Source organism: uncultured Neisseria sp., from assembly GCF_951230505.1.
In the GTDB taxonomy this organism is placed as follows: Bacteria; Pseudomonadota; Gammaproteobacteria; order Burkholderiales; family Neisseriaceae; genus Neisseria.
Genome location: NZ_CATNVN010000050.1, coordinates 1 through 11,978 on the forward strand (window position 1 = coordinate 1; position 11,978 = coordinate 11,978).

Annotated in this window: 9 protein-coding genes, 1 tRNA gene and 1 riboswitch; of the genes, 8 read left to right on the forward strand and 2 right to left on the reverse strand. The window is 47.0% G+C overall.

Translation table 11 applies throughout. The features are described 5' to 3' along the window. Positions 1 to 186 precede the first annotated feature (186 nt). The 6 genes from Q1M25_RS04815 to Q1M25_RS04840 all read left to right on the forward strand — a co-directional run bounded on the left by Q1M25_RS04815 (position 187) and on the right by Q1M25_RS04840 (position 8,607). Positions 187 to 1,842: a type I restriction-modification system subunit M gene (locus Q1M25_RS04815; protein ID WP_300482343.1), complete on the forward strand. Its 1,656-nt coding sequence runs from the start codon at positions 187 to 189 to the stop codon at positions 1,840 to 1,842. Continuing rightward, positions 1,832 to 3,184 (forward strand): restriction endonuclease subunit S, encoded by a 1,353-nt coding sequence (locus Q1M25_RS04820; protein WP_300482346.1) that lies wholly within the window; start codon positions 1,832 to 1,834, stop codon positions 3,182 to 3,184. Before Q1M25_RS04815 ends, Q1M25_RS04820 begins: the two co-directional genes overlap by 11 nt. Then, positions 3,162 to 3,590 (forward strand): hypothetical protein, encoded by a 429-nt coding sequence (locus tag Q1M25_RS04825; protein ID WP_300482348.1) that lies wholly within the window; start codon positions 3,162 to 3,164, stop codon positions 3,588 to 3,590. Before Q1M25_RS04820 ends, Q1M25_RS04825 begins: the two co-directional genes overlap by 23 nt. Before the next feature lie 10 nt (positions 3,591 to 3,600). Then, a complete protein-coding gene (locus Q1M25_RS04830) occupies positions 3,601 to 4,128 on the forward strand; it encodes a TIR domain-containing protein (RefSeq protein WP_300482351.1) in 528 nt (175 codons plus the stop codon). Positions 4,129 to 4,359: 231 nt separating this feature from the next. Beyond that, entirely contained in the window at positions 4,360 to 7,527 is a 3,168-nt protein-coding gene (locus Q1M25_RS04835; RefSeq protein WP_300482353.1) for a type I restriction endonuclease subunit R, read from the forward strand. A gap of 75 nt (positions 7,528 to 7,602) precedes the next feature. Then, on the forward strand, positions 7,603 to 8,607 hold the full coding sequence (locus tag Q1M25_RS04840) for a quinone-dependent dihydroorotate dehydrogenase (protein ID WP_300482356.1): 1,005 nt from the start codon (positions 7,603 to 7,605) through the stop codon (positions 8,605 to 8,607). Positions 8,608 to 8,663: 56 nt separating this feature from the next. Here the strand turns inward: Q1M25_RS04840 and rnhB are convergent, their stop codons facing one another. Continuing rightward, positions 8,664 to 9,257, reverse strand: a complete 594-nt coding sequence (rnhB, locus tag Q1M25_RS04845) for a ribonuclease HII (RefSeq protein ID WP_300482363.1) — start codon at positions 9,255 to 9,257, stop codon at positions 8,664 to 8,666. A gap of 154 nt (positions 9,258 to 9,411) precedes the next feature. Between rnhB and Q1M25_RS04850 the strand changes: the two genes are divergently transcribed. Beyond that, entirely contained in the window at positions 9,412 to 10,557 is a 1,146-nt protein-coding gene (locus Q1M25_RS04850) for an FUSC family protein (RefSeq protein WP_300482358.1), read from the forward strand. Positions 10,558 to 10,715: 158 nt separating this feature from the next. Here the strand turns inward: Q1M25_RS04850 and Q1M25_RS04855 are convergent. After that, positions 10,716 to 10,792: transfer RNA gene (locus Q1M25_RS04855), tRNA-Met, on the reverse strand. 109 nt (positions 10,793 to 10,901) lie between these two features. Beyond that, a riboswitch (TPP riboswitch) is annotated at positions 10,902 to 11,001 on the forward strand. 93 nt (positions 11,002 to 11,094) lie between these two features. Between Q1M25_RS04855 and Q1M25_RS04860 the strand changes: the two genes are divergently transcribed. After that, on the forward strand, positions 11,095 to 11,978 hold an 884-nt coding region (locus Q1M25_RS04860), incomplete at its 3' end, for a phosphomethylpyrimidine synthase ThiC (protein ID WP_300482361.1).

The following is an 11,978-nucleotide window of genomic DNA, read 5'->3' on the forward strand; positions in this document are numbered from 1 at the left end:
TACATCCATCAGGCCGTCTGAAAAACCTCTCTCTTACCATTTTAATGAACTATCCGATTACACGCAAAAGCCGCACAACAATCAATGACATTACTATATAGAACCACTATAATCCCAAGATTACGAAAATTTTCAATCAAAATTAAATTATTGTTTTTTCAAAATAACTATATCAAGGATTAAGATATGAGACAGACTGGTGCAAACCATGCGCTTGAACAAGCCTTCCTAAACGACCTAGACGAAAAACTGTGGTCATCTGCCGATAAACTGCGCCAGCAGCTTGATGCTGCCAATTACAAACACATCGTACTCGGCCTCATCTTCCTTAAATACATCTCCGACAGCTTCACCCATCAGCAGGAAAAAATTCAGGCAGAGCTTGGCGACCCCGAAAATCCACTCTATCTTGACCGCACTTTCTACGATACGGACGAAGAATATCAAGAAGCCTTAACCGTCGAACTGGAAAACCGCGACTACTACACCGCCGACAATGTGTTCTGGGTGCCGCAGCAAGCCCGTTGGGACGAGATTAAAGCCGTTTCCATCTTAAACATCGGCGCAGAGCTGCCTTGGGGCGGAAAATTCTCCGGCGTGGCCAAACTGATTGACGATGCCTTTGATGCCATTGAAAAAGACAACGAAAAACTCAAAGGCGTACTCCAACGCATTAGCGGCTATGCGGTAAACGAAGACACCCTGCGCGGGCTGATTATCCTCTTCTCCGATACCCACTTTACCCGTCCGACTTACAACGGCGAGCCCGTGCATTTAGGCGCAAAAGACATTCTCGGCCACGTTTACGAATACTTCCTCGGTAGATTTGCCCAAGCCGAAGGCAAACGCGGCGGGCAATATTTCACGCCCAAATCCATTGTTTCCCTGATTGTCGAAATGCTCGAGCCATACTCCGGCCGCGTGTATGACCCGGCCATGGGCAGCGGCGGCTTTTTCGTACAAACCGAACGCTTTATCACCGCCCACCAAGGCAACATCAACAACGTTTCCATCTACGGGCAAGAATTCAACCCAACCACCTGGAAACTCGCCGCCATGAACATGGCCATCCGCGGCATTGATTACGACTTCGGCAAACACAACGCCGACAGCTTCACCCAGCCGCAACACATCGACAAAAAGATGGATTTCATCATGGCAAACCCGCCATTCAACATCAGCGATTGGTGGAGCGAATCCCTGGCCGACGACCCACGTTGGGCATACGGCACGCCGCCCAAAGGCAACGCCAACTTCGCTTGGCTGCAACACATGATTTACCACCTCTCGCCCAACGGCAAAATGGCATTATTACTTGCCAACGGCTCCATGAGCAGCCAAACCAACAACGAAGGCGAAATCCGCAAAGCCATCATCAATGCCGACTTGGTGGAATGTATGGTCGCCCTACCCGGCCAACTCTTCACCAACACCCAAATCCCCGCCTGTATTTGGTTTTTAAATCGCAACAAAAAGCGCAAAGGCGAAGTATTGTTTATCGATGCGCGCCAAATCGGCTATATGAAAGACCGCGTATTGCGTGATTTCACCGCTGACGACATCGCTAAAATCGCCGACACCCTCCACGCTTGGCAAAAATCAGACGGCTACGAAGACCAAGCCGCTTTCTGCAAATCCGCGACTTTAGAAGAAATTGCGGGCAACGACTTCGTCCTCACACCGGGACGCTACGTCGGCACCGCAGAACAAGAAGACGATGGCGTGCCATTTGCAGAAAAAATGCAAAATCTGACCGCTCTTTTGAAGGAGCAATTTGCGAAAAGTGCGGAATTGGAAGCGGAGATTAAAAAGAATTTAGGGGGATTGGGGTATGGAATTTAAAAAATACAGTTTAGATCAGCTGTTAATTCATATTGTTGATAATCGCGGAAGAACTTGCCCCACCTCAGAACAAGGAATTCCTTTAATTGCAACTAATTGTATTAAACAAGATTCTCTTTTCCCTGTATTTGAAAAAATCAGATATATATCTCAAGATACATACAATAATTGGTTTAGATCTCATCCTAAACCAAATGATATTATTTTTGTTTGTAAAGGTTCTCCAGGTCGAGTTGCTTGGACTCCTGAGATAGTTAATTTTTGTATTGCTCAAGATATGGTTGCTTTAAGAGCCAATCCGCAAATCATAGATCCTAAATATCTATTTGCATTATTAAGATCAGATGAAGTTCAACAAAAAATTTCTAATATGCACGTTGGAACACTTATTCCACATTTCAAAAAAGGAGATTTTAAAAACCTACATCTAGATATTATTACTGATTTAACGATTCAGAAAAAAATTGGAAATAAATATTTTCAGCTTTTAGAAAAAATAGAAATCAACACCCAAATCAACCAAACCTTAGAACAAATCGCCCAAGCCCTGTTTAAAAGCTGGTTTGTCGATTTTGATCCCGTGCGTGCCAAAGTCCAAGCCCTTTCAGACGGCCTTAGCCTTGAACAAGCGGAACTGGCAGCCATGCAGGCAATCAGCGGAAAAACACCCGAAGAACTGACCGCACTTTCACAAACACAGCCTGAACGCTACGCCGAATTAGCTGAAACCGCCAAAGCGTTTCCGTGTGAGATGGTGGAGGTTGATGGGGTTGAAGTGCCGAAGGGGTGGGAATTATCTACGATTGGCGATTGTTATGATGTCGTTATGGGACAATCTCCAAAAGGAGAAACTTATAATGAAAATAAACAAGGAATGCTTTTCTATCAAGGTCGTGCAGAATTTGGTTGGCGCTTTCCTACCCCGAGATTGTTTACAACAGATCCTAAACGTATTGCAGAACAAAATTCTATTTTAATGAGCGTTCGAGCTCCTGTTGGGGATATTAACATAGCACTTGAAAAATGCTGTATTGGTCGCGGATTAGCTGCATTACAACATAAGAGTAAAAGTTTGTCGTTCGGTTTATATCAAATACAATCTATAAAACCAGAATTAGATTTATTTAATGGTGAAGGAACTGTTTTTGGTTCTATCAATCAGGCTAACTTAAAAAACATTCAAATTATTAACCCTGATGAAAAATTTATTCAGCTTTTTGAAAAATATTTATCATCTTGTGATTCAAAAATTATGAATAACGAGATAGAAAATAATGCGCTGAAAGAAATAAGGGATTTATTGTTACCTAGATTATTGAGTGGAAAAATTGAAAATGACTAATCAGATTGACAATGAGGTTATCCATAAAGAAATTGATCTAATTCAATCAATTATCAATAGAATGGCCCAAAATAGTTTTATGCTTAAAGGATGGGTAATTACTATTTTTGTTGCAGTAATTGCACTAAACGTACAAACAGAAAGATTCATTCAGAATCTTACATTATCTATTTTTCCTTTAGCTTTTTGGTATATAGACGCTTACTATTTATATATTGAAAGAAAATATCGCAAACTATATGAGAACAGAATAACACTAAGGAAGAGCGGCAATTCAGATAATCTGTACTCATTAGGAATTGGGGAAATAAAATTAATAAATGTATTGGCAACCATGTTTTCTTCTTCCATTGCTTGGTTTTATATTCCTATTCTAGGAATACTTATTTTAGCACTACTTATCTAAGGTATATGAAATGAAAAGAAAGGTATTTTTTAGCTTCCATTATCAAAAAGATAATTGGAGAGTTCAACAAATTAGAAATATGGGGGTAATTGAAGGAAATGCTATCACTACCCCAAATGACTGGGAAACGATAGCTAGAAAAGGGGATCAAGCGATTAAAAACTGGATAAATCAGAATCTTATTGGTTGTTCCTGTCTTGTCGTTCTTATTGGCGAAGAAACATCTAATAGAAAATATGTACTTTATGAAATTGAAAGTGCCTGGAATCGTGGAATGGGCGTTTTAGGTATTTATATTGATGGTTTAAAAGATCTAGAAGGTAAAACATCAAGAAAGGGAAATAACCCATTTACTAAATTTAAATTTCAAAACCCCTTATTAAATTTTAATGTCCCTATATTGGATCCAGACGATTATCGCTTTCTTCGGAAATTATCCAGCCAAGAGACATATAAAATAATTGAAGACAACTTAGGAATATATATTGAAAAAGCAATAAGTTATAGAAAAAACAAGCCAAATATTTCCAAAAAATAATGAAATAGTATGTAGAGTCTGCGATCTACAAAACTAATTTTATCCCTGCCAAATCTCCCCTATCCCCTCTTTGCTAAAGAGGGGGACTATTTGGGAGGTTTGTTGACTGCAAGCGGTCGGATTTGCAGAAAAAATTTACCAATGAAAAACATATAAATTCAAATTAGGCCCGATACTATTTTCCTCTTTCCTAAAGAGGATATTTAAAACCAATACACTAAGGAGCGCATCATGCTCAACGAAAACGATATCGAACAACTCACCCTTCAACGCCTGCAATCCCTCGGTTGGGAATATCGCTATGGTAAAGACTTGCCTGTTCATGAGGGCGAGTTTGCCCGTGGCGATTTGAGCGGCGTAGTCTTTGTTGAGCAACTGCGTGAGGCGGTGCGCAAACTTAATCCGCAACTGCCTGAAAGTACGGTTGATTCTGTGGTGAAATCCGCGACGAAAACCGATATCGGCGACTTGGTGGTGCGTAATCAGGCGTTTTATAAACTGTTGCGTGATGGCGTGCGGGTGGAATATCAGGCTGACGGCGAGCAAAAAATCGAGATGGCGCGCTTGGTGGATTTCGAACATTGGAAGAACAACCGCTTTGTTGCCGTCAATCAACTGGAAATCCGCAGCCGTAAAGGCGGTAAACGGATTCCCGATATTATCGGCTTTGTCAATGGTCTGCCCTTGGTGGTATTTGAGCTGAAAAATCCGTTGCGTGAATCGGCGGATTTGTTGCAGGCGTTTAATCAGTTTGAAACCTATAAAGATGAGATTGCCGAGCTGTTTGTTTACAACCAAGCCCTGATTATTTCAGACGGCATTGCCGCCCGTTTGGGCTCGCTTTCGGCAGATTTCCAACGCTTTACGCCGTGGAAAGTGGTCGATGAAAAAAATAAAAGCGCGCGCGTATATTTTGACGATGAATTGCAAAGCCTGCTCAATGGCTTGATGAAGCCTGAGGATTTATTGGACTATATCCGCTATTTCGTCTTATTTGAGCGGGATTCCAACGGTAAAACCATTAAAAAAATCGCGGCGTACCATCAATATTACGGCGTGAATGAAGCGGTAGATTCCACTCTTTTTGCAACTTCAGAAAAAGGCGACCGCCGCATTGGCGTGATGTGGCACACGCAGGGTTCGGGTAAATCGATTTCCATGTTGTTTTATGCCGGCAAACTGCTTGCGCAGCCTGAATTGAAAAATCCTACCATCGTAGTGGTTACCGACCGCAACGATTTGGACGGTCAGCTTTTCCAAACTTTTTCTTCAGGCAAAGATTTAATCAAACAAACACCGCAACAAGTAGAAGACCGCGATCAACTGCGCCAACTGCTCGCGCAAAATGAAGTCGGCGGCGTGTTTTTTACGACGATTCAAAAATTCGCTCTAAATAAGAAAGAAAGCCACTTCCCCATTTTAAATGAGCGCAGCAATATTATTGTGATCAGCGATGAAGCACACCGCAGCCAATATGGCTTTACGCAAAAGCTACATGAAGGCAAATTTCAGGCAGGCTACGCCCGCCATTTGCGCGATGCGTTGCCTAATGCTTCGTTTATCGGTTTTACCGGTACGCCGATTAGCCTAGAAGATAAGGATACGCAAGATGTGTTCGGGCGTTATGTGTCCATTTATGACTTGCAAGATGCGGTGGAAGATGGCGCAACCGTGCCGATTGTGTATGAAGCACGCCAAATCCGCTTAAACGAAAAAGAACACGATGAGCTATTCAAAGAAATTGATGATTTGCTGGAAGAGGAGCAATCCCCTGCCCTGCGTTTGCAGGAAAAATTGCTGGGTTCGCAAGCCCGTCTGGCTGATTTAGCCGCGGATTTTGTGCAGCATTTTGCCAAACGCAATGAAGTCGTCGACAGCAAAGCGATGATGGTGGTTTCCAGCCGTCAGATTTGCGTGGATTTATACAATGAAATCATCAAACTGCACCCTGAATGGCATTCGGACAATATTAACGAAGGGGCGATTAAAATTGTGATGACGGGTTCGGCTTCCGATGCGCCGGAAATGCAGAAACACGTTTACAGTAAACAGGAAAAACAAACGCTGGAACGCCGCTTTAAAGACCCGAACGATCCGCTGAAAATCGTGATTGTGCGCGATATGTGGCTGACGGGCTTTGATGCACCTTGCTGTAATACGATGTATATCGACAAGCCGATGCAGGGGCATAACTTAATGCAAGCGATTGCGCGGGTTAACCGCGTATTCCGCAATAAAAGCCGAGAAAATGGCGGCTTGATTGTGGATTATGTCGGTATTGCCGAAAAACTCAAAGAAGCAACCCAGCAATACACGAATTCGCAAGGCAAGGGCAAGCTGACTGATAACGTGATTGATGTGTTCTTTAAAATGAAAGAGCATCTAGAGTTTGTTCGCAGCCTGTTTGCAACGCCGGTTGAAGGGAAAACCTTTGATGTTCAGACGGCCTTAGAAAAAGATAATCCAAAGGATCTTTTGATGGAGATTCGTTTTGCCGCCAACCATATTTTGGGCCTCGATCGATTACCGTTTGAGGGCAAAGCGCACGAGCAACATTGGTTTAATAAAAAAGAAACCGAGCCACGCAAAAAAGCCTTTTTGAAAGCGGCAGGATTAGTGAAAAAAGGCTATATGCTATGCGGCGCATTGGCTGAAGTTGAGCCATACAGCCAAGAAATTGCTTTTTATGATGCAGTACGCGCTATTCTCACGAAGAGCAAACAAAATGGTACGGGTTCTAATGAAAGACAGATTTTATTGAAAAAATTGGTCAATCAAGCCGTCTATTCCGAAGGTGTAATTGATTTGTTTGATCTGCTGGAAAAACCGCAGCCTCAAATCAATCTACTTTCTGAAGAGTTCTTGCAGACCATTAAAAATAGCCCGACTAAGAATTTATGGGTTAGCGCGGTGGAGCGTTATTTGGCAAGCGAAATCAAAGCCAAATCAGGCGCAAACTTAACATTGCAAAAAGACTTCGAGCAGCGTTTAAAAGAAGCCCTAAATCAATACCACAACCATAATTTAAGCGTGGTAGAAATTTTGGATGAGCTTTTCAAAATGAGCCAAGACTTCCAAGAACGCTTAGCTTTAGGTGAAAAGCTGGGGCTGAAAAAAGAAGAACTCGCCTTCTACGAAGCCCTCGCCCAAAACCAAAGCGCCCGAGAGCTGATGGGCGATGAAGTATTGAGCAAACTTGCCAAAGAAATTACCGATACTTTAAGACGCTCAGTTACCATCGACTGGCAATACAAAGAAGGCGTACGTGCCAAAATGCGTATTCTCGTGAAACGAGCTTTACAGCGTTATAAATACCCACCGGATAAACAAGAAGAAGCCGTGAGCTATGTGATTAAGCAAGCGGAGGAAGTAGCCGAAGAATTACTGAGTGAAGCATAGCGTAGGATTTGGGGCAGTTTGACGGTTTCAGGTAAAATAACGCCAAATTCATCAACCGTTCAGAAAGCCGCCGTCATGTATTCACTCGTCCGCCCCATCCTGTTCCGTTTCGATGCTGAAAAGGCCCATCATTTCACGCTCAACAGTTTGCGTACCGCCGAAAAATTCGGCCTGCTGCCCAAAGTGGACAGCCACACCCGGCCAACCGAGCTGATGGGTTTGCAGCTGCCCAATCCGGTCGGCTTGGCGGCAGGTTTGGACAAAAACGGTGAGTGCATCGATGCGTTTGCCGCTTTGGGTTTCGGCTTTGTCGAAATCGGCACGGTAACGCCCAAGCCGCAGCCAGGCAATCCGCAGCCGCGCCTTTTCCGAGTTCCCGAACACCAAGGCATCATCAACCGCATGGGTTTCAACAACCACGGCATCGATGCGATGATCCGCAACATTGAAAACAGCCGCTTTAAAGGCATTTTGGGCATCAACATCGGTAAAAATGCCGTTACGCCGATTGAAAACGCGGCCGACGATTATCTGATTTGCCTGGAAAAAGCCTACGCCCACGCGAGCTACATCACGGTCAATATTTCCTCCCCCAATACGAAAAACCTGCGCGCCTTGCAGGGCGGCGACGAATTGAGCGCATTGTTGGAAGCCTTGAAAAACAAACAGGTGCAACTGGCGGCCGCGCATGGCAAATATGTACCGCTGGCGGTTAAAATCGCGCCGGATTTGGACGAGGCGCAAATCGACGACATCGCCCATGTGGTCAAATCCGTAGAAATGGACGGCATCATCGCCACCAACACGACCATCGACAAATCCAGCTTGGGCAGCCATCCGCTCGCAGGCGAACAAGGCGGCTTGAGCGGTTTGCCCGTGCGCGAGAAAAGCAATCAGGTGTTGAAACTTTTAGCGGAACGCATTGACGGCAAGCTGCCAATTATCGGCGTCGGCGGCATTATGAACGGCGCGAACGCAGCAGAAAAAATCCGCTTGGGCGCCAGTGCGGTTCAGGTGTACAGCGGTTTGATTTATCGCGGCCCTGAGTTGATTAAAGAGTGTTTGGCTGCGTTGAAATAATACTTTTCCAAAAATAAGGCCGTCTGAAATCTTTCAGACGGCCTTTTGATGTGCTTTCATTCCTCAAACAGATTGCCTTGTGCCAATAAGGTTTTGACCGGTGCGAAATCGCGGCGGTGTTCCGGCAAGACGCCGTATTGTTTCAAGGCGGCCAAATGTTGCGCCGTGCCGTAGCCTTTGTGCCGGTCAAACCCGTATTGCGGATAGCGTTTCGCCAATTCATACATTTCCGCATCTCGCGCGGTTTTGGCTAAAACCGAAGCGGCGGAAATTTCGATGATTTTGCTGTCGCCTTTGACCACGGCTTCGGCAGGGACATTCAAATCTTTCGGAATGCGGTTGCCGTCTATCCACACTTTGTCGGGTACGACCGACAGCCCCTCGATGGCGCGCTTCATCGCGGCCATGGTTGCGTGCAAGATGTTCAGTTGCAGGATTTCGTCAGGGTCGGCAAAGGCAATACTCCACGCGACCGCCTGTTCCTTAATCATCTGCGCCAACATATCGCGCTTTTTTTCGCTCAGTTTTTTTGAGTCGGTCAAACCCGGCAGGTCAAAATGTTCCGGCAAAATCACTGCCGCCGCAAATACACTGCCGACCAAAGGGCCGCGTCCCGCCTCGTCCACGCCTGCGCTTAAAACCGTCGCCATTTCTTCACCGCCTGTCTGATTCAAAGCCGCCATTATATCCGCTTGCGGCAGATAAAATCCGCAATAGGACAAACCGTTGGGGAGCAGTTCAAATTTCATCTGCTTTACCAATCAGTTATAATTTATATCCCCACATACCCATACGTTTCACAACATGCCTGCCCAATCCGAACGCCTCCATTTTTCCGAACGCTGGCTCAACGCCTACGAACGCTACCGCTATCGCCGCCATATCCACGCCTTCCGCCTCGGCTTGGCAATCGTGTTTTCCACCCTGTTGGCCAAAGTCTTCCATCTGCAACACGGCGAGTGGATCGGCATGACCGTCTTTGTCGTCCTCGGCATGCTGCAATTCCAAGGCGCGATTTACTCCAAAGCAGTCGAACGCATGCTCGGCACGGCCATCGGTTTGGGCGTCGGTTTGGCCGTTTTATGGTTGAACCAGCATTATTTGCAAGACGGCATTTTCTTCTATCTGATTATCGGTGCCGCCAGCGCAGTAGCCGGTTGGTCTGCGGTCGGCAAAAACGGCTATGTCGCCATGCTTGCCGGTTTGACCATGTGTATGCTCATCGGCGACAGCAGCCACCACTGGCTCGACAGCGGCCTGATGCGCGCCATGAACGTTTTGATTGGTGCCGCCATCGCCATTGCCGCCGCCAAACTCCTGCCCCTGCGCTCCACGCTCATGTGGCGCTTCATGCTTGCCGACAACCTCACCGACTGCGCCAAAATGATTGCCGAAATCAGCAACGGCAAACGCATGACGCGCGAGCGTTTGGAACAAAACATGATTAAAATGCGCCAAATCAACGCCCGCATGGTCAAAAGCCGCAGTCATCTGGCCGCCACATCCGGCGAAAGCCACATCAGCAACAATATGATGGAAGCCATGCAGCATGCCCACCGCAAAATCGTCAACACCACCGAGCTGCTCCTGACCACCGCCGCCAAACTGCGCGCGCCCACGCTCAACGAAAGTGAAATCCGCCTGCTCGACCGCCACTTCAACCAACTCCAACGCGAACTGCGCCTGACCGTCCGCCTCATCAAAGGCCACTACGCCCGCCGCATCCGCATCGATACTTCGCTCAATACCGAACTAAGCAAACCGGCCGCCCGCCTGCATTACGACTGGCAAGGCTTCCTCTGGCTCAGCACCAATATGCGTAACGAAATCGCCGCATTGGTGATCCTGTTGCAACGTTCGCGAAATAAATGGTTGGACAAAAAAGAATTGCAGCGCCTGAAAGAACACCTACGCAACGACAACAAGCCCAAATCGGAAGAGGCCGTCTGAAAAAAGTCTGTCGCATTTTTACCCAAACCCCGCCGCAAGACAGCAAAAGGCCGTCTGAAACCCAATGGTTCAGACGGCCTTTCCATCAATTCATCCGCAATTCGCAACACATGCCGCATAAAGCAAAATCCCCTGCGATTGCAGGGGATTTTTATATTTGGTTGCGGGAGCAGGATTCGAACCTACGACCTTCGGGTTATGAGCCCGACGAGCTACCATGCTGCTCCATCCCGCGTCAGAAGTTGTAACTATACAGAAAGGCGGAATTGCTGTCAAGCGTTTTTGACAGAAAATATCCAAACGTTGCTTTACAAAAAACCGGCCGCGTGGTTTAATTTTCGTTAATAAAGAAACAGGGGTGCTGCTTTCAAACCGAGCGGCTGAGAAATACCCTTTACACCCGAACAGGATAATACCTGCGTGGGGAGTTTCGGCAAATGTGATTTTAGACGGTCGATTGAAGATATCCGCAAGGCCGTCTGAAAAAAAGCAATGCTCCTGTTTCCATTTCATAACCGAGAAACAGGAGCAATTTTTATGACTACCGCTAAAAAAACCGGCGATGAGGCGCGCCGTCTTTCCGACTTGAGCGAAGACATCGGCATCCGCTTCCAATATCCCAACTCCGACCGCGTCTATATCCCGGGCAGCCGCGCCGACATCCGCGTGCCTTTGCGCGAAATCCGTCAGGACGACACCTACACGGCGCAAGGTACGGAAACCAATCCGCCGATTCCGGTGTACGACACCAGCGGCGCATACGGCGATCCGGCGGCACACATCGACCTGAAACAAGGGCTGCCGCACGTCCGCACCGCATGGCTGGACGAACGCGGCGACACAGAAATCCTGCCCAAGCTTTCCAGCGAATACGGCACCGAACGCGCGCACGATCCGAAAACCGCCCATCTGCGCTTCAACCAAATCACCCGTCCGCGCCGCGCCAAAGCAGGCCGCAACGTAACCCAGCTTCACTACGCCCGACAAGGCATCATCACGCCCGAAATGGAGTTTGTCGCCATACGCGAACGCATGAAGCTGGACGAGCTTTTCAGACGGCCTGAATACGCCAAACTCTTGAAACAACACGCAGGGCAAAGTTTCGGCGCGAACATCCCGACTCATCCCGACCAAATCACGCCCGAATTCGTGCGCCGAGAAATCGCCGCCGGACGCGCGATTATCCCCGCCAACATCAACCACCCCGAACTCGAACCGATGATTATCGGCCGCAACTTCCGCGTCAAAATCAACGGCAACTTGGGCAACTCCGCCGTTACCTCCAGCCTGACCGAAGAAGTCGAAAAAATGGTGTGGTCGCTGCGTTGGGGCGCGGATACGATTATGGATTTGTCCACCGGCGCGCACATCCACGAAACGCGCGAATGGATTATCCGCAACGCGCCCGTCCCCATCGGCAC

Excerpts from the sequence above, each read along its gene's own strand:
- Q1M25_RS04815 (WP_300482343.1), top strand. The coding sequence starts at position 187 with ATGAGACAGACTGGTGCAAACCATGCGCTTGAACAAGCCTTCCTAAAC.
- Q1M25_RS04820 (WP_300482346.1), top strand. The coding sequence starts at position 1,832 with ATGGAATTTAAAAAATACAGTTTAGATCAGCTGTTAATTCATATTGTT.
- Q1M25_RS04830 (WP_300482351.1), top strand. The coding sequence starts at position 3,601 with ATGAAAAGAAAGGTATTTTTTAGCTTCCATTATCAAAAAGATAATTGG.
- Q1M25_RS04835 (WP_300482353.1), top strand. The coding sequence starts at position 4,360 with ATGCTCAACGAAAACGATATCGAACAACTCACCCTTCAACGCCTGCAA.
- Q1M25_RS04840 (WP_300482356.1), top strand. The coding sequence starts at position 7,603 with ATGTATTCACTCGTCCGCCCCATCCTGTTCCGTTTCGATGCTGAAAAG.
- rnhB (WP_300482363.1), bottom strand. The coding sequence starts at position 9,257 with ATGGCGACGGTTTTAAGCGCAGGCGTGGACGAGGCGGGACGCGGCCCT.
- Q1M25_RS04850 (WP_300482358.1), top strand. The coding sequence starts at position 9,412 with ATGCCTGCCCAATCCGAACGCCTCCATTTTTCCGAACGCTGGCTCAAC.